This is a genomic window from Pectinatus haikarae (assembly GCF_015732185.1).
In the GTDB taxonomy this organism is placed as follows: Bacteria; Bacillota; Negativicutes; order Selenomonadales; family Selenomonadaceae; genus Pectinatus; species Pectinatus haikarae.
Genome location: NZ_WIQM01000001.1, coordinates 108,847 through 130,235, shown reverse-complemented (window position 1 = coordinate 130,235; position 21,389 = coordinate 108,847). Strand labels below are relative to the sequence as shown.

The window sequence follows — 21,389 nt, the reverse complement described above, 5'->3', positions numbered from 1 at the left end:
TAACGTATATAAGTTTATTTGACAAATACTCTGCTATTTGCCTATCAATTTCTATTTATTGAACAGCAGATCCTTCTAAGTAAGATACAAATGCTCCTTGCGTATATATTGTTCGACGGCTTCCGGTAATATGTATTTTATAGAATAACCCTTTTTCAAACGATTTCGTATATCTGTTGAAGATATTTCTAGCTCCGGTGTAGCCAGGCGATGAATACGCTTTTCTCCCAACACTCCAAAATGTTTTTTTATAGCATTGACATCAGGTATACATCCCTGGCGCGTCGCCGCAATGAACTGACAGATACTCAAAAGCTCTTCTATTCTATCCCATGTCGGAAGTTCCTGAACAGCATCAGCCCCGGTTATAAAATAGATTTCTGTATCTTTTCCGTAAGCCCTTATGAGTTCGTATACAGTATCTATCGTGTAAGAAGGACCTGTACGGCGCATTTCAATATTAGATACCTGAAAACATGGATTTGAACATGTAGCCAACAGTGTCATATTGAAACGGTGAATAGCAGGCGTGATTGTCAGCCCAGATTTATGCGGCGGATTCGCAGCCGGAATGAAAATAACCTGTTCCATTTTATATTCATCACGCACTGCCTCAGCTGTCATCAGATGACCGTAATGGATAGGATCAAAAGTTCCGCCCATTATCCCAATCTTTCTCATTGGTACTCTCCTGATAAATATTTTATTAATAAATACATAACAAGCATGATCATAAGCATAATAAACAGCGCTCTTAAATAATCAAGAAAATCATGCCTGCCTTTTGCAGTGTGCAAATACTGCTTTAATGTTCTCAGATATCCTCTAAATCGATGCATCAACGTATCTGTCCGCTTCCATTGATCAAATATTTCATAGTAGTCAACGCATTCAAGCCCATCGGTCCTCTTGCATGAAGTTTTTGTGTGCTGATACCTATTTCAGCGCCAAAGCCAAACTCAAAACCGTCCGTAAAGCGTGTAGATGCATTCACATATACAGCAGCCGCATCTATTTTATTTTGAAAGAACTGAGCACTGGCATAGTCGTTTGTCACGATCACTTCCGAATGTTTCGTTCCATATGTGTTAATATGGCTGACAGCCGCATTTATATCATCAACTAACTTTATAGAGAGAATAAGATCATGATATTCAGTTGCCCAGTCTTCTTCTCCAGCAGGTGCCATATCGGGGCAAAAAGCTCTGGTACGTTCGCAGCCGCGCATTTCCACATTGTATTTAGAAAGTTTATCAGCTATTAGCGGAAGAAAGTCCTTGGCTATATCCCGGTGTACCAAAAGAGTCTCTATCGTATTGCAGACAGCAGGCCTTGATGTTTTTGCATTTATTACTATATTGGCAGCCATATCCTTATCAGCGCTTTTATCAATAAAAGCATGACAAATACCCGCTCCCGTTTCTATAACCGGAACAGTACTGTTATCAACAACATATTTTATCAAATTGCTGCCTCCACGCGGAATAATAACGTCTATATACTTGCGCAGATGAAGCATTTCGGTAACCAGACTGCGGTCTGTTGGATCAATAAATTGAATTGATCCTTCTGGCACTCCGGCACTGTACGCCGCCACAGCCAGCATTGAACTTATTATCTTATTAGTATTCACCGCTTCTGAACCACCGCGTAAAAGAACTGCATTTCCTGATTTTATGCACAAACCGACAACATCAGCTGTGACATTGGGACGAGCTTCATAGATTATACCGACAACACCTAATGGTACTCGCACAGCCCTTATATCAAGCCCATTTGGTCGTTTCACTTCCATCAGTCCACTGCCCACAGGATCTGGCAGAGCGGCTATTTTCCTGAGTCCATCTGCAATTTGATGTATGCGTTCTTCATTAAGCATCAATCTATCAAGCATAGCCGCACTAAGGTTCTTATTGCGGCTGTTGGTCAAATCAATCTGATTTTCAGCTAAAATGAGCCTTTGACGATGTTCTAAAGTATCCGCCATATCAGACAATGCTTTATTTTTTTCCAAGGTAGATAATCCTGCCAGCTCATTTGCTGCAGCCTGAGCTGCTCCAGCCTGTTCATTCAGTAATAATGTATTTTCCACAAAGAAACCCCTTTCTTAAAGGCTATGAGAAAGCTTTACTTAAACCATAAGGACCATATTATCGCGATGTATTACCTCATCATACACTTTTCCATTCAAGAGTGATGCAAAATCTTTGGTATTATGACCTATTATTTTTCTCAGCGATTTCGTATCATAATTTATAATGCCACGAGCTATCTCACGTGCATCAGCTGACAGAACCCTGACCGTGCTTCCTTCAATAAAAAGCCCCTCAAAATCAGTTATACCTGCAGCCAGTATACTCGAACCGTGTTTTATAAGAGCTTCCTCACAGCCACGGTCAACCACTATGCTGCCTGCAATTCTTTTACCAAAAGCCAGCCAGCTTTTTCTTTGCTTCAAATGTGTTTCATGCGTAGGAAAAATAGTTCCTATATTTTCTCCGGCAAAAATATCCGTCAATACATTTTTCCTGCTGCCATTGGCAATGACCATAGTCACTCCGGAATTAACAGCTATTTTCGCTGCCTGAACCTTTGTGAACATGCCCCCTGTGCCTAATTTTGTGCCTGCACCACCGGCGGCATTCTCTATTTCCGGAGTTATCTCAGAAATTTCGTCTATAAGTTTTGCATCCGGGCATACCTGCGGATTATCGGTATAAAGTCCGTCTGTATCCGTCAGGAGCACCAATACATCAGCATCCACCAAGCTGGCAACTGTGGCAGATAAAGTATCATTATCGCCAATTTTAAGCTCATCCACCGCCACGACATCATTTTCGTTAATTATCGGAATAACCTGCATCTGCAGCAGTGCCAAAAGTGCATTGCGTGAATTTATATACTGTGAGTAGCGAACTGAATTCTCCTTTGTCAAAAGCACCTGAGCTACAGTCTGCCCATATTCACCAAACAATTTTTCATAGATATGCATAAGAATTCCCTGACCGATGGCAGCCAAGGCCTGCTTTTCCGGGATACTGTCGGGTTTTTCTCCCATTTTCATACGGCTGAGGCCGGCTCCCACAGCTCCTGACGTTACAAGTACTATTTCCCTGTTTTGATTAGAAAGATCTGACAATTGCCGTACCAGGCACTCGATACGGTGGATATTTAAACGTCCTCCCGCATGATTCAACGTGCTTGTACCGACTTTAACAACAATGCGTCCGGCCTCTTTTATTTCATCTCTGTCCTTCATTGAATTTACCCTCGTCTGTATTATTTAGGCAATTCTATTTTAGGTTTTTTAAAATTCTTGCGGAATAATAATCCGTTGCGACCTATCAGCTGAACCAGATCACAATCTGTTCTTTCTGCCAAAAGAGTTATTGCCTCTTCGGGAGACTGCATGCAATTTTGCAATACCCTGACCTTAATAAGTTCTCTTTTCGTTATTGCATCATCGGCACTTTTAACCAATGACGGCGTCACTGCTTCCTTGCCTATTTGAACAATAGGTTCAAGCGCTGTTCCTGCTGAACGTAAAAATCGTTTTTGTTTGCCTGTTAATGTATTTCGAATCAAATTTCATCCTCCAGATTTTCATTCTCTAAATTCAAATTCCATCGCACCAATGTGCACAGTATCGCCTTCCTTGATACCTTTGTCTTTCAGCTTTCCATCAATCTGCTTGAGCCGCCAAATATACTGAAAGCGGCGCAAAGCTTCGTCATTGGCAAAATTAGTCATGGCGACCAGCTTGTCTAATGCCTTCCCCGAAACAACAAAATCTCCTGTCATGTCTCTGGATATTTTAATTTCATCATTATCTTTTTCAGCATCGTATATCTTGATCTTTTCTTCAATTTCAGGAGGTGCTGTATAATTGAGCAGCATGGTATATACATGCTTCATTAAATCAGTTACCCCTTCTTTTGTTGCTGCTGATATTTTAAAGAAAGGAAGTCCTTCTTTTTTAGCCAACGCTTCTAGTCTGACTAAGTTCTCAGCAGCTTCAGGCAGATCTATCTTATTGGCAGCAATTACCTGCGGACTTTTTGTCAATTTATCAGCATATAATGCTAATTCCTTGTTTATTTTATAAAAGTCATCGACAGGATCTCTTCCCTCTATGCCGGATGCGTCTATAACATGTATAAGAATCTTTGTCCGTTCAATATGCCGCAGAAAATCATGTCCGAGCCCGATCCCGTCTGCTGCACCTTCAATGAGTCCTGGAATATCGGCCATAACGAAATTCTGTTCAGGTCCCACACTGACCACGCCAAGAATAGGGGATAAAGTGGTAAAATGATATTCGGCTATGTCGGGACGTGCTGCTGACACAGACGCTATAAGACTGGATTTGCCAACACTGGGATACCCTATAAGTCCCACATCAGCCAGCACTTTCAATTCCAAAATCAACTTTTTATAAGCACCAGGTTCACCAAGTTCGGCAAAAGTAGGAGCGCGATTAGCACTATTGGAAAAACGTGCATTACCTCGGCCGCCTCGTCCGCCCTTGCAGATGACAACACTTTCATCTGCGTCCGTCAGATCAGCTAAAATATTACCGGTGTCTTCATCTTTAATGATTGTGCCTGCAGGAACCTTTATCATTAAATCAGGCGCATTTCTGCCAAATTGATTCTTTATATCTCCGTTACCGCCATTTTTCCCTAAAAATTTACGATTATAACGAAAATCCAGCAATGTATTCATGTTATTATCGACAATGAATATTATATCGGCGCCTTTTCCGCCGTCACCACCACTGGGTCCGCCTTTAGGCACAAATTTTTCCCGGCGAAAAGCCGATTTGCCATTTCCGCCGTCACCAGCCTTGACAGTTATTTTTGTTCTATCTATAAATTTCATCTTTTCTCCCGTTCTGAATATTTAAAAATAAAAATTTGTTATATCTCTCAAACAATATCAGAAAATCTTATATTTGTAAAGCTGCATGTTGTCAATATGGGATTTTTTCAACATAGGTATAATAAATAGTTTTCCATAATACAGAGAATATGATAAAATGTCTTATTGGCTTGTAAATCTATTTGTTGCGGGATAGCGTATATTACTGAGCCGTCTCTAAATAGGAGATTAACTGTAAAAAGGGGAATGGGCAATTGTTTACAACGGTTGATATTCTGGGTATAAAAGTGGCTTCAGTAACTATGTGTCAGGCAGTGGAAGCAGCAACACATTTTATTGAAGCGAAAAACAAATCAATGATCGCAACAGCTAATGCCGAAATGCTTATGCGTGCCACCAAAGATAATGAATTGGGAGAAATACTGAATAAAGTCAATCTGGTAGTTCCCGATGGCGCCGGCACAGTATGGGCATCTAATTACCTGGGAGTGCCTATGCCTGAACGCGTTGCCGGATTTGATCTGGTGCAAAAGCTATTGGCAGCAGCGCCGCAAAAAGGCTGGCGTATATTTTTTTTCGGTTCAGCTCCGGGTGTAGCGGAAAAAGCAAAATTAAAAGCAATGGCAGATTATCCCGGAATTCAGATAGCAGGAGTAAGAAACGGTTTTTTTACGCTTGCTGACGAAAAAAAAATAGTTGAAGAAATAAATATTGCGAAGCCAGATATCCTTCTTGCAGCGCTTGGTGTCCCCAAACAAGAAAAGTGGCTGTATACGCATTTACATGAATTGAACTGTTCTCTTGCTATCGGCGTCGGCGGCACACTTGATGTCATGGCCGGTGTCATGAAAAGAGCCCCTTTATGGATGCAGAAAGCAAAATTAGAATGGCTTTTCCGCGGGATGATGCAGCCAAGCAGAGCCGGTCGTCTGATGGCCCTGCCCCGCTTTATAAAAGCTGTATGGTCATGGAAAAAAAAGACTAATCAGTAGACAAAAAAAATGTATTATACTATAATTGATATGTTATAAATGTGTGCAGTACACATATATTGAACTGATAATTCAGTTTTTAATTATAGAAGAGGTAATAAAAATGAATATTGTTAAAGAAGGTTACAAGTTCATTGGTTTTGCCGCGGCCTTAACTGTTGGTACAGGTGCTTTTATCGGACCGTATGCAGCTGTTGCTCCAGGCGTTCTTGCAGGATTCTTTACATTTTTTTTCAGAAATCCAAAAAGAAATATACCAGATGATAAATCAGTGATCGTTTCGCCTGCCGACGGGAAAGTCATGAAAGTTGTTAAAATTGATCATGATGATTTTGTCAAGGGACCCGGAACCAAGGTAACGATTTTCTTGTCGGTTTTTAATGTTCACGTCAACCGCAGTCCCATAAAAGGCGAAATAAAGTTACAGCAATATACCTGCGGGCGTTTTCGTCCGGCATATAAAAATAGTGTTGGTTTTGAAAATGAACGCCACATGATTGGTATAGACAATGGCGAAATGAGAATCACAGTTACACAAATAGCAGGAATCTTAGCCCGACGCATCGTATCCTGGGTCACACTCAATGATACATTGACAAAGGGCGAGCTTTACGGTCTCATTAAATTCGGTTCATGTACTGAGGTCGTCATGCCTGACAACATAGCTGTGCTCGTCAAAAAAGGCGATAAAGTTGTCGGCGGAGAAACAATTATTGGGAGGATAAAAAAATAATGAGTAAAGCATGGATACCAAATGTCTGCACTTCGATGAATTTGGTATTTGGTATATTGTCCATATTTGTGATGCTTATGGGTGGAGTTAAGTTCGGTCCTTTGATTGATGCCCCTATATTTATATTGCTGGCACTGCTTGCAGACGGACTGGACGGCCGTCTTGCCCGTTACTTCGGTACCACCGATGAACGGGGCAAGGAAATGGATTCTCTTTGCGATGTCGTTTCCTTCGGCGTTGCTCCCGGAATAATATCGGTTCTTTTCACCTTATCAATTATCAGCATGGCTGCCATGAAAACTGGCACCCCGCCTGACAGTTTGCGTTATTTTATGTATTTCAGTATTATCGCCGGTGTTATTTACGCTGTTTGCGGAATGTGGCGTCTGGCACGCTTTAATGTCAATGCCGGCACATTGCACGGCTACTTCATGGGGCTGCCCATTCCTGCCGGCGGCTGCATGATAGCAACAGCTGCCATGCTTATAGCCAATCTGCCTTTTATACCACCGATAATGATCGGGTATGTCGTACCTTTTGTAGTTATTTTTACAGGTTTTTTAATGGTAAGCAATATCCATTATCCTGATTTTAAAGGTACTGGCGAAAAAATAAATATAGCAGCATTGATTCTTTCCCTGCTGTTTGCTTTAGGTCTTATCTTCCTATGCCGAGCGGTATTTCCGTTTGCAGTTTTATTCGCTATTTTTTCTACATATGCTGTTTTTGGTATATTAAATACTATTTGCAACAAAATCGCTTAATGCATTCATGGTTTGTGCGGGCAGAGTATGCCTGAAGATATACAGCCAAAGGGGAACTAATTCTAATGACATATGCTCTCGATTATATTATGCTGCCGATACAGGGGATAATATTTTTATTTACAGTATATTATTTTTGTATCGGTGTCTGTGGACTATGGAGGCGCAGGGAGGTCAAAATTCTTGTACCTGAAAAGTCGTTTGCAGTAATTATTGCCGCGCATAACGAAAAAGCTGTCATCGGTCAATTAATAGATAATCTCGGACAGCTTGATTATCCCAAAAACCTATACGATATTTTTGTTATAGCTGACAATTGCAGTGACAATACTGCACAAATTGCTTCAGTCCACGGCGCCATCGTTCATGAAAGAACTGATAAAGAAAAACATGGCAAAGGCTTTGCCATGGAATGGATGTTCAGTCGTCTTTTCAAAATGCAGCGGCAATATGATGCTGTGGCAATTTTTGATGCGGATAATCTTGTCGATAAACGCTTTCTATTAGAAATGAACAATCGTCTCTGCAAGGGTGATAAACTCATTCAAGGTTACCTTGATGCAAAAAATCCTTACGATACATGGATTTCCGGAACTTTTGCCATTTCATTTTGGGTAATTGATCATATATGGCATCTGGCAAAAACCAACATAGGTTTGTCTTCCGTTCTTGGTGGTACTGGCATGTGCATAACAACAGATGTATTGCATAAATATGGCTGGGGCGCCACATGTCTGACAGAAGATATGGAATTTACGATGAAAGCTTTAACTGAAGGAATAAAAACCACATGGGCCCACGATGCCATAGTTTATGATGAAAAACCGCTTACATTTATGCAGTCATGGCGTCAGCGAAAACGTTGGGCACAAGGGCAATTTGATGTTGCTCACCGTTTTATACCCAAAATGATCAAGGCCGGTATAAAAAAACATGATATCCGCATATTGGATGGTTGCATGCATTTATTGCAACCTCATATTCTGATGATATCCACGATTTTCGTTATCATGAGTTATATTCAAATGGGTTTCGGCATAAGCTTATTTACCAATATATATCAATTTCTTCCTTCATCATTGCTTACAGTGATTACGTTAGGGCAATATGTTTTACCTGTTATTATACTGCTAAAAATACGTGTTAGATTAAAAGCATGGTTTTATCTTATCTTATATCCTATTTTTATATACAGCTGGATTCCTATAGTATTTTTGGGATTTCTGCATCGCAATGAACACGAATGGAGTCATACCCAACATACACGTGCCGTTTCATATGATGACATTGTTCGTTAAAAATCTATGCTGCACATAATAAATATATCATAACGATAGGATTACTGCCACAAAATAAAAGGCTATTGCAAGTAGTTAGTGCTGCTATGCGATAGCTTTTTATTATTCGATATTTTTTATAAAAATATTATATTACGTTCCAATAAATTTACAATAATTTTTGAATAATATACAATTTGAGGAATATACAAATGGACAACAACAAAGAACGGCTCAGTATAAATATTGCAAAATTATATTATGAGTCAGATTACAGCCAACAGCAAATTGCTGAAAAACTAAATATATCCAGACCAACTGTTTCACGATTGCTGCAATATGCAAAAGATCAAAAATTTGTCCGGATAAATATAGTAGATCCTATTGAAGACAATAGCAGCTTAGAACAGATGTTAATCAGCAAGTATAATTTAGATGACGTGAAAATCGCTTATACGCCACTTGATACACGAGATGAAATAACAAAAAGCATAAGTGCAAAGGCAGCAGAATATCTATATGCAGTGACTAAAGACGGTGATATTATAGGTGTAAGTTGGGGACTTACTATTTATAATGTGGCTTTGAAATTACGATCAAAGTCACTAAAAGGTGTACAAATTGTCCAATTAAAAGGTGGCGTCAGTCATTCGCAAAGTAATACCTATGCCTATGAAGTTGTTGAATTATTTTCTGAATCATTCAACACGGTCGGCCGGTATTTACCATTACCGCTAATGTTCGACAGTGTACAGATGAAAAAATTAGTAGAAAATGATCGTCATATAAAAAGGATATTGGAACTTGGTCGCCAGGCAAACATAGCGGTATTTACAGTAGGGACTGTAAAAGATGATGCTCTGCTTTTTAGATTAGGTTACATTGATGAAAAAGATAAGCGTATATTAAAGGAAGATGCTGTCGGTGATATATGTTCACGTTTTTTTAACGCAGAAGGTGAATTATGTAATAAAGAACTTGACAACAGAACAGTCGGGATAAATTTGGAAGAGTTAAAGAATAAGGAAAAACGAATTCTTGTTGCAGGCAGCCAAAGAAAAATTTCTGCTATAAAAGCGGCTTTGGCAGGCGGTTTTGCCAACATATTGGTAACAGATCAATATACAGCACATGCGTTAATAAAATAATAGATAAAGATAAAAAGACATAGTTCTAATAGGTTATATCTAAAAATTTAACTTATTGGAATTATGTCTTTTTTATTTGATTATTCATTATTAAACAATTGTTCATAATAACAAAGGATATTTTTCAATGTAAACTAAATAATGAAATTAATTTCATTATTTAGTTTACATAAGTTCAAAAATATGTTAAGATAAATTTTGTAATAAATATCAACGCTAACGGAGGTAGACTATGGATTATGCAAAATTGATAGACCACACATTATTAAAAACAGATGCCGTAAAAAAGGATCTGGAAAAACTTTTAATAGAGGCAAAAAAATACAATTTTGCCTCTGTATGTATCAGTCCTATATGGGTATCAGATGCGTATGAACAGCTAAAAAATACAAATATTGCTGTTTGCACAGTAATTGGTTTTCCGCAGGGAGCCACTCCCACATCTGTAAAAGTTTTTGAAACAGAACAGGCCATCAAAGATGGTGCTTCAGAGATTGATATGGTGATAGCCATAGGCAAATTGAAAGACTGTGATGACAAATATGTCAAAAATGATATCTCTGCAGTTGTTAAAGCAACAAAAGGTAAAGCAATCGTAAAAGTTATTATAGAAGCCTGCCTGCTGTCAGATAGTGAAAAAGTACGTGCATGCAATCTGGCTGTTGAAGCGGGTGCAAGTTTCGTAAAAACATCAACAGGTTTTTCCACAGGCGGAGCAACAGAAAAAGACGTTGCCCTAATGAAAAAGACTGTTAATGGCAAAGCCAAAGTAAAGGCTGCCGGTGGTATTCGCAGCAGACAGGATGCAGATATAATGATAGCTGCCGGTGCAGAAAGAATTGGTACAAGCCACGGCGTGGAAATTGTGAATTAATAATAAAGATTTATATTGAGAAAACACTTATTTATTGGAATAACTGTTTTCTCAATGTTTACTTGGAGGAAAAATTATGGCAGATAAGAAAGATGCTTTACTACAATACGATGATGGTTATTTAAACAAAACACCAATTTTTCAATTCATATTATTATCATGCTTATTTCCACTATGGGGTGCTGCAGCGAGCTTAAACGATATATTGATCACTCAATTCAAAAGTGTATTTACATTAAGCGACTTTGCAAGTGCCTTAGTGCAAAGTGCTTTTTACGGTGGATATTTTTTGATATCAATACCAGCATCCATAGTAATCAAAAAGACTAGCTACAAATTTGCTATCCTATGTGGTTTATTATTTTATATTATTGGCTGCGGATTATTTTTTCCCGCATCTGACATGGCCACATATACGATGTTCCTATTTGCTGTTTTTTCCATTGCTATAGGCCTTGGTTTTCTGGAAACAGCTTCAAACACTTATAGCACCATGTTAGGACCTCGCAAATATTCTACATTGCGTTTAAATATAAGCCAAACTTTTTATCCTATTGGCGCTGCCGCCGGAATCCTGCTGGGAAAATACCTGATATTTCAAAATGGTGCCAGTTTGGCTACACAAATGGCTGTTCTAAATGAAACAGCTCTGCATGCTTTTAAGTTGCAAATGTTGCAGCATACTCTACATCCATATAAAATTATGATATATATTCTAGTTGCAGTATTTATTCTATTTCTCATCACTAAATATCCTAAATGTAAGACTATCGAAAAAACATCAAATAAAAACGACGCAGGAATTATCAAAACTTTAAAATATCTCATTAAAAACAGTAAATTCAAGAAGGGAATTGCAGCTCAGTTTCTTTACGTAGGAATGCAGGTAGCTGTATGGTCATTTACAATAAGATTGGCTTTAGTTCTTGATAACACTATAAATGAACGTATGGCTGCTGATTTTATGGTAATTAGCTATGCATGTTTTTTTGTCGGGAAATTTATAGCAAATTTTTTGATTGCAAAATTTTCTGCAAATAAAGTTTTATTAGCATATTCAATTATCGGATGTGCATTGGTCCTTTATGTTTCTTTTATACCAAATTTTACAGCAGTATACGCTGCAGTAGCAATAAGCATATTGATGGGACCATGCTGGGCGACTATTTACGCCGAAACATTAAATTCAGTAGAAAAAGAATATACTGAAACTGCCGGAGCTGTCCTTGTCATGTCCATAATAGGCGCGGCGTTTGTGCCTGCTATCCAGGGACTTGTCTCAGACATAACCGGTTCAATGCAATTTTCGTTTATAGTAAATTTCTTCTGTTTTGCCTATGTTGGCTATTATTTTTACAAAAGAATCGGCAATGAATATTGACTATAACAAAAAGAGGTAAAAATAAAATGAAAAATAAAATTTTTCTCAAGCGTGGTTTTTTTTCAGAAAAATCTAAAGAAATTTTTAAAAATGATAATTTTACTGTCGACATATTTATATATTCATCAGGAGTCGAAGCGGTAAAACTAACAAACAGCAGAGGCTATGTAACAGTTCTTCCCTACATGGGGCAAATAATATGGGATGCGGAATTTGACGGAATAAGCCTGCGGATGAAGAACATGTTTTCCCAGCCCAAGCCAGCAAACTGTATCATTGATACCTATGGTTGTTTTGCTTTTCATTCTGGACTTTTATCAAATGGATGTCCATCACCGGAAGATACTCATCCAATGCATGGAGAAATGTCATGTGCACCAATTGATGAGGCATGGTTGGAACTTTCTGATGAAACTATTTCAGTAACTGGTCAATACGAATATTGTCAAGGCTTCGGTTATCACTATTTATCACATCCCAGTCTTACTATAAAAGCAAATGACACAAAAATGGACATTGGCATGAAAGTAAAAAATCTTACAGGTATCGACATGCCGTTACAATATATGTGTCACATGAATTATGCATATGTAGATAATGCCATTATTTCTTCAAATGTACCAGAAAAAGCGTTCAAATTACGCGAATCCATACCAGCACATGTCAAGCCCACACCAAAATGGATGCATTATAATGAAGATATAAAACAGTTACAAAAAAATGGCAGTACTTTGACTAAACTTGATCAGCCCGACATGTATGACCCTGAAATTGTTTTTATGGCGGATGATCTCAAGAATTATACCGAAAATGCTGTTTTTGAAATAGATTCTCCTAAAGGATTCGGTTTTAAAACAACCTTTTCGACAAAAGAATTCCCCTGCGCAACCAGATGGCTTCTATACAATGCAGATCAACAGGTATCTGCTTTCGTTTTACCTGCTACATGCAGGCCCGAAGGGTTTTTGGCTGCTAAAAAGTCGGGGACTTTAATAATGTTGAAATCTAATGAAGAAAAATATTTTTCAGTAACAACCGGTAAAAAATAAGGAGAAAACTTTTGAAAATAGCAGTTATTGGTTCTAATATGGTAGACTTAATTTCCTATATAGACAGAATGCCTATAGACGGGGAAACATTGGAAGCTCCCGAATTCTCCATAGGATGCGGCGGAAAGGGTGCCAACCAGGCCGTAGCTGCCGCATCCTATGGCAGTGATGTGATGATATTAACAAAGGTAGGTGATGACATATTCGCTGATAATACTATAAATAATTTTAAACATTACAATATAGATACTACTTTTGTCGAACGGGTAAAGAATATATCCAGTGGTGTAGCTCCCATATTTGTGGATTCCTCAGGACAAAACAGAATACTGATCATAAAAGGAGCTAATGAATATCTTTTGCCCGAAGATATTCATAAAGCGGCTGACCATCTGAAAAAATGCAGTCTCATAATTCTGCAATTGGAAGTCAATCTTGATACCGTATATTATGCTGTACAGTTTGCCATTAAAAATGGTATCAGAGTGCTGCTCAATCCGGCACCTGCAAACGCAAAGCTTGACATTGAAAAAATTAAAGAATGTGATTTTTTTGTTCCCAATGAAACAGAACTTGAATTTATCACAAAAAGGCCCGTAGATACTGACATAAATATAAAGAAAGCGGCAATTTCGCTGGTGGAAAAAGGCATAAAAAATATTATTGTCACGATGGGGGCAAGAGGTTCAATGTGGGTGATTAAAGACTCCGTCCATCGTTTAAATGCTTTTTCTGTTGACTCTGTTGATTCATCCGGTGCCGGGGATGCTTTCATAGGATGTTTTGCCAGCTGTTACGTAAAAAGCAATGATATTTTAGCATCAATGTACGAAGCCAGCGCATTCTCGGCTTTGAGTGTCACAAAAAAAGGCACCCAAAAATCATATCCTTCTTATCAAGAAGTCCAAAAATTTTTAGCAGCTCATAAATAGTATCGTGTAATTTCATTTCAGCTGTATTATTACTGTAATAATGTCTTCTCCCAAAATGATAATGCGTCAAAAACTTCCAAACCAATTCAGATCAAGTGGTTTGGAAGTTTTTTATATCATAAAATCCCCTATATACAATATTTTTTTATTACATGGAATATAAACTCTACCTGAAATAAGAACCTATTTATGTTATAATTTTATGTAGTGAGGTTGTCAGGAGGTAAAAAATGTTTGAGTTATCAGTAAAAAATGATTTTGGCGCAGCCCACCGCATTATTGGTTATCCCGGGAAATGCGATAATCTGCACGGACACAACTGGATAGTTGAAGCAGTAGTATATGGCAGCAAACTTGATGAGTTGGGTATGCTTATTGATTTTAAAAAATTGAAAGGTGCCCTCAGAGAGATTATCGGCGAATTTGACCATCATTATCTTAATGAATTGGAGCCGTTCTTGTCCTCAAATCCATCAGCAGAAAATATTGCTGCTTATTTATATCATAGACTAAGCGAGCATGAAAATATAAAAGGAAAATGCCGTGTGAAATTTGTAAAAGTATGGGAAACAGAAAAATCAGCGGCATTATATTACGAGGAGGCATAAAATTGCATGCACCGATAAGTGAGATATTTTCCTCTATACAGGGTGAGGGAAAATATGCTGGCTGCCGTCAGCTTTTCATTCGCTTTGCCGGCTGTAATCTTGATTGCGGTTACTGTGATACAAATGATATTCTTCATTCTGAAAACTGTGATCTTGAAAATGAGGCAACTTTATTAAATCCTGTCGAGTTAACTGATATTCTTCCCTATATACAAAAAATTCTTCTGAAAAGGCATCATTCCATCAGTCTTACCGGCGGTGAGCCCCTTTTGCACACAGCTTTCATCAACGAAATGGCCAAACATATCAATCTGCCATTTTTTTTAGAAACAAACGGTTCTTTGCCCGAAGAATTATCAAAAGTTATCAATAATATCTCCATTATAAGTATGGATTTTAAAATGCCGGATGCAGTACATACGGAGCTTTGGCAACAGCACGCGGATTTTTTGCACATAGCCCGGCAAAAAGATGTGTATGTTAAGATAGTTATCGCTCAGGAAACTTCCTTGAACGATTTTAAAAAAGCCATAAATTTATTAAGCGGGACAGATAAAAATATCATGCTGATTTTACAGCCTATCACACCATATGGTATCTATACAAAGCCCTCTCCGGGGAAAATGCTTGAATGGCAAAGTCTCGCAATGGAAAAGATAGATGATGTCCGTGTAATAGGCCAAACACATATCATGATGGGGCAAAGGTGAATTTATGGAAAAAATTTTACTAGTCAATGACGACGGAATTGATGCACAGGGGCTTTATGCAATGGCAGAAGTTTTAACAGATAATTATGATCTGCGTATAGTCGCACCGGCAGTGCAGCAAAGCGGGATGTCGCAGGCCCTGTCAGCACATAGCCGAATAAAAGTAAAAAGAGTCGATTTCCAACTACCTGTTGAAGCATATAAGGTTTATGGCACACCTGCCGATTGTACAAAACTGGCTACCGAAGTTTTGTATGAAAACGACCTGCCCGATATCATAATATCTGGCATAAATGACGGCGGCAATTTGGGAACGGATGTATTGTATTCAGGCACAGTCGGTGCCGCTATGGAGGGCCATCTGCACGGCATTTTCTCTATAGCCGTATCACGAGTGGTCAATTCTGAGCTCAGCTTTACCGAGGTCGCAGAAATCTTCAGGCAAAAACTGCCTGCATTAAGAAGAGAAAAACCGTATATGTATAATATAAATTTTCCAAAAAAAATTTCTGACAGAGCAGATATTTTTCGCTATACAAAGCAGGGACGCCGCACATACCATAATGAATATGCCGCTGAAACAGACGAACAGGGCGAAACATGTTATTACATGAATGGAACACCAAACGATGCCGGTAACATTGAAGGCAGTGATATTTGGGCTATTCATAACGGGTTTGTCTCTATAAATCCGCTAAAAATAGGACGGACTAATAAAAAGCTTCTGCAGGATTTATTGCTTGATAAATGAATTTTAATTCATTTATTCACTAAAAAGGATTAGCATGTAATAATAAAAAATCAGGAGGCTATACTATGCCAGAAATTGCCATAATTGGCGGAACCGGAGTTTATGATCCCTCGATCTTGACTGATATACATGATGACAGCATTACCACTCCCTTTGGCGAGGTAAGTTTTAAAACAGGTATTTATAATGGGGTGGAAGTGGCATTTATTCCCCGCCACGGCAGTCATCACTCTATTCCGCCACATAAAATTAATTATCGCGCCAATATATGGGCTATTAAAAAGATTGGTGTAAAAAAAATTTTTGCAACAACAGCTGTCGGTTCTTTGAATCCATCCATGAAACCGGGAGATTTTGTTCTTATTGATCAGTTCCTTGATTTTACTAAAAGCCGCATCACTACTTTCTTTGAAGGAAAAGACGGTAAAGTGGTGCACGCTGATGTCAGCGAACCATATTGCCCGCATCTGCGCCAGGTTTTAAAGAAAGCTGCAGGCGAATTGGGAATAACAGCACATATGGGCGGCACATACGTGTGCACGGAAGGCCCCCGATTTGAAACTCCCGCCGAGATAAAAATGTATGCCAGATTCGGCGGTGATCTCGTCGGTATGACTAATGTACCAGAGGTGACTTTAGCACATGAAGCAGAAATGTGCTACGCGACAGTTTCAATGGTTACAAATCAGGCCGCCGGTATATCACAAACACCTCTTACACATGCAGAGGTAGTCGCCACTATGGAAAAAAATGGTGCCAATATCAAAAATCTTATAATGAAATCCATCGAACTATTGACAAGTGTAAAAGAAGAATGTCATTGTGCCAGCACCATTGCTGAGTTCGGCGGATTTAATATCTGACTGATAAGTCAAAGTCTATCTCTATCTATCATATTAGGAGGAATTTTATTAAATGGAATCGATGATACGCGATATTAAGCTTGCACCGTCAGGACACGATAAAATAGAATGGGTAAAGAATTTTATGCCTGTATTAAATCATATTGATGCTGTGTTTTCAAAAAGCAAACCCTTTGCCGGTAAAAAATTGGTTATTACGATGCACTTGGAAGCCAAAACGGCATATTTGGGGCTCGTATTTATGCACGCAGGAGCGCAGCTGGCAATCACCGGCAGCAATCCGCTTTCAACACAGGACGATGTAGCCGCCGCTTTGGTCGAAGAAGGAGCCAGTGTTTTTGCATGGCATGGCTGTACTGACAAAGAATATGATATGTTTATCAATAAGGCTCTTGATACGAAGCCTGATATCATCATAGATGACGGCGGTGATCTCGTCGCCCATCTGCATGGTGATCGTGCAGATCTCGCCGACAAAATCATAGGAGGCAGTGAAGAGACGACTACCGGTGTCATTCGTCTGCGTGCACTCGCTGATACTGGGAAGCTGAAATTTCCGATGATAGCCGCCAATGACGCATATTGCAAGTATTTGTTCGATAATCGTTATGGCACAGGACAATCTACGTGGGACGGAATAATGCGTACGACAAATCTCGTCATAGCAGGCAAAAATGTCGTAATATCCGGTTATGGCTGGTGCGGCAAAGGTGCGGCAATGCGTGCAAAAGGATTGGGTGCAAAAGTTATTATTACCGAAATAGACCCTATCAAGGCTGTTGAAGCCGTATTTGACGGTTTTAGGGTTATGCCGATGCAGGAAGCCGCCAAGATAGGTGATATTTTTCTGACACTTACCGGCTGCAAGGATATAATAACAAAAGAACATTTTGCTGTTATGAAAAATGGCGCTGTATTAGCTAATTCAGGTCATTTTGATGTGGAAATAAATAAGATTGACCTCATGTCCAATGCCGTGTCCAAAAGAACCGTTCGTAAAAATATTGAAGAGTATAAACAAAAAGACGGCAGAAAACTTTACCTTCTGGCAGAAGGACGTTTAGTAAATCTTGCTGCCGGAGACGGACATCCTGCCGAAATAATGGATCTCTCATTCGGCGTACAATTTTTCTCGGCATTGCATATTTTAGAAAATCATCATTCTCTGGAAAATAAAGTTCATTTGATGCCAAATGAAATAAATATCAAATTAGCTCAGATCAAGTTGAATTCGCTGAATATCAATATCGATAAACTTTCGGATGAGCAGCACAGGTATCTTCACCAGGCTTGATCGTCCATATTCCTCAGGGGCCCTGTAATAACTGCAGGGCCTCATTTATATCAATTTACATGTTAATTTAAATATGAAAGCGGAAAATAAAATGAATATCTTAATAAAAAATGTACTTACTGTTTTTCCCAATGGCACTGCCAAAAAAACCAATATTGCTGTCAAAAATGATATTATTTTCGCCATTGGTACAATTCCCGAAACTTTTACTGCCAATACTACTATAGACGGACAGGGTAAGTTGGCTGTTCCCGGTTTTGTTAACGCACATACACATGTATCTATGACATTGCTGCGAAGTTATGCCGATGATATGAAGCTGATGGATTGGCTGGAAAATAAAATCTGGCCCGTTGAAGCAAAGATGAAAAAGGATGATATATACTGGGGTGCAATGCTTGGCATCACAGAAATGATAAAAACCGGCACAACTGTTTTTGCTGACATGTATGGTGATATGGATAAAGTTGCTCAAGCGGTGGAAGAGACCGGTATACGTGCCGTTTTATCGCGCGGCATGATTGGTGCTGCTCCTAATGGTCAGGCTGCGCTGCAGGAAAACTGCACTCTTTTTGAAAATTATAACAACAGCGCCGACGGCAGAATAACAGTCATGTTTGGCCCGCATGCGCCTTATACATGCCCGCCGGATTTTCTTAAGCAAGTGATTGAGAAGGCACAAAAATATAATGCACAGATCCATATTCACTTAGCCGAAACAGAGGGTGAAGTAAAAGAATGCCTGGAAAAATATTCTAAAACGCCAATAGCTCAAATGGAAAAAATAGGTCTTTTAGACTGTGGAGTATTAGCTGCGCATTGTGTTCACCTCAGCGATGAAGATATTGCCATAATGAAAAAACACAATGTCAGAGTCGCTCATAATCCAGGCAGCAATCTGAAACTTGCCAGCGGAATAGCTCCTGTGAAAAAATTATTGGAAAAAGGCATATGTGTAGGACTTGGAACAGATGGAGCTTCCAGCAATAATAATCTGGATATGTTGGAGGAAATAAATCTGACGGCATTGATCCACAAAGCTGCTACTCTTGATCCTCTGGCAGTGCCGGCTTTTAAAGCCCTGCAAATGGGAACATACTATGGTGCAAAAGCTGTAGGTCTTAATGATACTGGCAAAATTGAACCGGGCATGAAAGCCGATATAACACTTTTCTCCATGCAGGGAACACAATGGACACCTTGCTATGATGCTATATCACTGCTTGTATATTCTGCTAATGCATCAATGGTCGATACGGTTATTGTAAATGGTAAAATTCTTCTGGATAAAGGCCTCCTTACAACGATTGACGAAGAAAAAATAATTTATGAGGCAAATAAATGTGCCGAAAGATTGACAGGTAAAACCATAAAAAATTGATACCATCCTTAAATCAATAAAAGTAGCGATTAACATACTGCCGAGTATACCCCAGAAGGGAAGGAAGAAATGATTTGGCCGCTAAAAAAAATTTTTATGCTGTAAAAAATGGGCGAAAAACCGGCATTTTTCATAGTTGGTCAGCTTGTAAAGAACAAATTGACCATTTTGCCGGTGCTCTTTACAAGGGATTTGCAACGCTGCCCGAAGCTGAGTCATATTTGGGTGCAGAAAAACCCCTGGCTGCTTCCGATGAAGAAAGTCTACACTATGCTTATGTCGACGGTTCATATATAGCGGGAAAATACAGCTGGGCAATAGCTGTTTATTATAAGGGAGATCTCATTCACACAGCCAGCGGCGTCGGACAATCCGTCGAAAATGCAAAAATGAATAATGTCGCGGGAGAGATAGAAGCAGCCATGCAGGCAGCTGAATGGGCCCGAAAGAATAAAATTGATGAAATCATTATTTGCCACGATTATATAGGTATTTCGGAATGGGCACAAGGCCGTTGGAAAACAAATACTCCAGGGACTGCTCAATATGCTGCTTTCATGCAGGATTACAAAGATATCGTACGTTTTAAGAAAGTTGCCGGTCACACTGGAATACCCGGCAATGAATTAGTCGATAAACTGGCAAAAAAAGAATTGGGAATTTAAGCCTTTAGCCTTATACGAAAACACAGCCGCAGCAGCCCGTTTAAAACGGGCCGCTGCGGCTGTCTGTATTAATACATAGCAATAAACTCAGTGCTCATAATGTATCTGCCGAACCGGAACCCTGCGTAATTGCCGCAGGTGTTTGGAGCTGATTTTCTGCAGGAGTATTTGCTGCCGTTATTTTACTTCCTGCAGTCTGATAACGATTAACCCAGTCGGGATGGGCATCTGCATACTGCTTTATCATTCGAATTTCCATATCTTCCTTACTGTCAGGAACAATAGATGCATATTGCCCCGTCAAAGAGGCATTATTATCCTTCCATCTTTCGGCGGGCGTCCAACTGGAATACGAAGTTATTTTGTAACTGTAGGTTGATAAACTAAAAACTTTCTTATAGAAATTGATTTGTGTTATGGCACTTGTGCTGTTATTGCGAGTTTCCTGCCAGATCCAGACAAAAACATCATCACCGCGTTTGCGTATTGTTGTTGTGTCCGCGGTTGAAGACGAAGCTGTGTCAGCATCCACTTTACGCCATAACGTAATCCAGCGGTCATTGGCTTTAGTGCGCGCAGTTTCTCCCTGACCAAATACTTGATCTACAATGGCATCATAAAAATTTTCATCAAAGGATTGGGAATTTATCTCTTTCAAGCGGGGTTGATCATATTTATGCGAAACCAGAATATTGCCTTCTTTGTCATAAAAAATTTCCTGCTTGTAATCCAAAGTCCGTCCCTGAGGATTTATTTCAATAAGCGCCAGACTGTAGCTAAGCGACGCAGGGTTTGAAATTTCCTTAAGTCCCATCGCGGAAACAGTTTCAGCCGCGCCTGCAGTTGTATAGGCAGTTTTTATCCATGCTTCAATACATATGGGAATATCATTTTCTCTGGCTGTAACACGTACTCTTTCAGGAGCGTAAAATTTACCATATTTTTCATCTGAAGCTATCCATGTCCAGCTTGTTTCTCCCGTTGTATTTTGCCCAGCCTGTGCATAAATAATCGATGGTGCGGCAGCCATAAATATAAACAGGAAAAACACCCAGATCAAAAATAATTTTTTCATATTTCAATCAC

22 protein-coding genes are annotated in these 21,389 nt (G+C 39.2%); 16 read left to right on the top strand and 6 right to left on the bottom strand.

Annotated features, from left to right (window positions below):
- Window positions 1-75 precede the first annotated feature (75 nt).
- The 5 genes from nadD to obgE form a co-directional block, all read right to left on the bottom strand.
- Window positions 76-681 carry a nicotinate-nucleotide adenylyltransferase gene (gene nadD / locus I6758_RS00615; protein ID WP_196603272.1) on the bottom strand — a complete coding sequence of 202 codons (606 nt, stop codon included), beginning with the start codon at window positions 679-681 and terminating at the stop codon, window positions 76-78.
- A 157-nt stretch (window positions 682-838) separates the two neighbouring features.
- The gene (locus I6758_RS00610; RefSeq protein WP_196603271.1) at window positions 839-2,092 is read right to left on the bottom strand and encodes a glutamate-5-semialdehyde dehydrogenase; all 1,254 of its coding nucleotides are present in this window, start codon (window positions 2,090-2,092) and stop codon (window positions 839-841) included.
- 39 nt (window positions 2,093-2,131) lie between these two features.
- Window positions 2,132-3,259 (bottom strand): glutamate 5-kinase, encoded by a 1,128-nt coding sequence (gene proB, locus I6758_RS00605; protein WP_196603270.1) that lies wholly within the window; start codon window positions 3,257-3,259, stop codon window positions 2,132-2,134.
- Between the two features lie 20 nt (window positions 3,260-3,279).
- Window positions 3,280-3,585: a YhbY family RNA-binding protein gene (locus tag I6758_RS00600; RefSeq protein ID WP_196603269.1), complete on the bottom strand. Its 306-nt coding sequence runs from the start codon at window positions 3,583-3,585 to the stop codon at window positions 3,280-3,282.
- A gap of 18 nt (window positions 3,586-3,603) precedes the next feature.
- Window positions 3,604-4,881, bottom strand: coding sequence for a GTPase ObgE (gene obgE, locus I6758_RS00595; protein WP_196603268.1), 1,278 nt, complete (start codon window positions 4,879-4,881; stop codon window positions 3,604-3,606).
- Between the two features lie 302 nt (window positions 4,882-5,183).
- On the opposite strand from obgE, the gene I6758_RS00590 reads away from it, so the two are divergent.
- The 16 genes from I6758_RS00590 to I6758_RS00515 all read left to right on the top strand — a co-directional run bounded on the left by I6758_RS00590 (window position 5,184) and on the right by I6758_RS00515 (window position 20,303).
- On the top strand, window positions 5,184-5,873 hold the full coding sequence (locus tag I6758_RS00590) for a WecB/TagA/CpsF family glycosyltransferase (protein ID WP_196603323.1): 690 nt from the start codon (window positions 5,184-5,186) through the stop codon (window positions 5,871-5,873).
- 103 nt (window positions 5,874-5,976) lie between these two features.
- Window positions 5,977-6,606, top strand: coding sequence for a phosphatidylserine decarboxylase family protein (locus I6758_RS00585; RefSeq protein ID WP_196603267.1), 630 nt, complete (start codon window positions 5,977-5,979; stop codon window positions 6,604-6,606).
- A complete protein-coding gene (locus tag I6758_RS00580) occupies window positions 6,603-7,370 on the top strand; it encodes a CDP-alcohol phosphatidyltransferase family protein (RefSeq protein ID WP_196603322.1) in 768 nt (255 codons plus the stop codon). The genes I6758_RS00585 and I6758_RS00580 overlap by 4 nt, the downstream gene beginning before the upstream one ends.
- 65 nt (window positions 7,371-7,435) lie before the next feature.
- On the top strand, window positions 7,436-8,668 hold the full coding sequence (locus tag I6758_RS00575) for a glycosyltransferase family 2 protein (RefSeq protein WP_196603266.1): 1,233 nt from the start codon (window positions 7,436-7,438) through the stop codon (window positions 8,666-8,668).
- A gap of 191 nt (window positions 8,669-8,859) precedes the next feature.
- The gene (locus I6758_RS00570; protein WP_196603265.1) at window positions 8,860-9,795 is read left to right on the top strand and encodes a sugar-binding transcriptional regulator; all 936 of its coding nucleotides are present in this window, start codon (window positions 8,860-8,862) and stop codon (window positions 9,793-9,795) included.
- A gap of 232 nt (window positions 9,796-10,027) precedes the next feature.
- Window positions 10,028-10,669 carry a deoxyribose-phosphate aldolase gene (gene deoC, locus I6758_RS00565; RefSeq protein ID WP_196603264.1) on the top strand — a complete coding sequence of 214 codons (642 nt, stop codon included), beginning with the start codon at window positions 10,028-10,030 and terminating at the stop codon, window positions 10,667-10,669.
- A gap of 76 nt (window positions 10,670-10,745) precedes the next feature.
- Window positions 10,746-12,050 (top strand): L-fucose:H+ symporter permease, encoded by a 1,305-nt coding sequence (gene fucP / locus I6758_RS00560; RefSeq protein ID WP_196603263.1) that lies wholly within the window; start codon window positions 10,746-10,748, stop codon window positions 12,048-12,050.
- A 26-nt stretch (window positions 12,051-12,076) separates the two neighbouring features.
- Window positions 12,077-13,099, top strand: a complete 1,023-nt coding sequence (locus tag I6758_RS00555; protein WP_196603262.1) for an aldose 1-epimerase family protein — start codon at window positions 12,077-12,079, stop codon at window positions 13,097-13,099.
- An 11-nt stretch (window positions 13,100-13,110) separates the two neighbouring features.
- Window positions 13,111-14,031, top strand: coding sequence for a ribokinase (gene rbsK / locus I6758_RS00550; RefSeq protein WP_196603261.1), 921 nt, complete (start codon window positions 13,111-13,113; stop codon window positions 14,029-14,031).
- A gap of 230 nt (window positions 14,032-14,261) precedes the next feature.
- Window positions 14,262-14,639: a 6-carboxytetrahydropterin synthase QueD gene (gene queD, locus I6758_RS00545; RefSeq protein ID WP_196603260.1), complete on the top strand. Its 378-nt coding sequence runs from the start codon at window positions 14,262-14,264 to the stop codon at window positions 14,637-14,639.
- Window positions 14,640-14,641: 2 nt separating this feature from the next.
- Complete coding sequence (locus I6758_RS00540; RefSeq protein WP_196603259.1) at window positions 14,642-15,349, top strand: 7-carboxy-7-deazaguanine synthase QueE; 708 nt, start codon at window positions 14,642-14,644, stop codon at window positions 15,347-15,349.
- A 4-nt stretch (window positions 15,350-15,353) separates the two neighbouring features.
- On the top strand, window positions 15,354-16,100 hold the full coding sequence (gene surE, locus I6758_RS00535; RefSeq protein WP_196603258.1) for a 5'/3'-nucleotidase SurE: 747 nt from the start codon (window positions 15,354-15,356) through the stop codon (window positions 16,098-16,100).
- A 65-nt stretch (window positions 16,101-16,165) separates the two neighbouring features.
- Window positions 16,166-16,963 (top strand): S-methyl-5'-thioadenosine phosphorylase, encoded by a 798-nt coding sequence (gene mtnP, locus I6758_RS00530; RefSeq protein WP_196603257.1) that lies wholly within the window; start codon window positions 16,166-16,168, stop codon window positions 16,961-16,963.
- Between the two features lie 52 nt (window positions 16,964-17,015).
- Window positions 17,016-18,257 carry an adenosylhomocysteinase gene (locus I6758_RS00525; RefSeq protein ID WP_196603256.1) on the top strand — a complete coding sequence of 414 codons (1,242 nt, stop codon included), beginning with the start codon at window positions 17,016-17,018 and terminating at the stop codon, window positions 18,255-18,257.
- 91 nt (window positions 18,258-18,348) lie between these two features.
- Window positions 18,349-19,638, top strand: coding sequence for an amidohydrolase (locus tag I6758_RS00520; protein ID WP_196603255.1), 1,290 nt, complete (start codon window positions 18,349-18,351; stop codon window positions 19,636-19,638).
- A 74-nt stretch (window positions 19,639-19,712) separates the two neighbouring features.
- A complete protein-coding gene (locus I6758_RS00515; protein WP_196603254.1) occupies window positions 19,713-20,303 on the top strand; it encodes a ribonuclease H1 domain-containing protein in 591 nt (196 codons plus the stop codon).
- A 94-nt stretch (window positions 20,304-20,397) separates the two neighbouring features.
- Here I6758_RS00515 and I6758_RS00510 read toward each other — a convergent pair whose 3' ends face one another.
- Window positions 20,398-21,378: a hypothetical protein gene (locus I6758_RS00510; RefSeq protein WP_196603253.1), complete on the bottom strand. Its 981-nt coding sequence runs from the start codon at window positions 21,376-21,378 to the stop codon at window positions 20,398-20,400.
- Window positions 21,379-21,389: the final 11 nt, after the last annotated feature.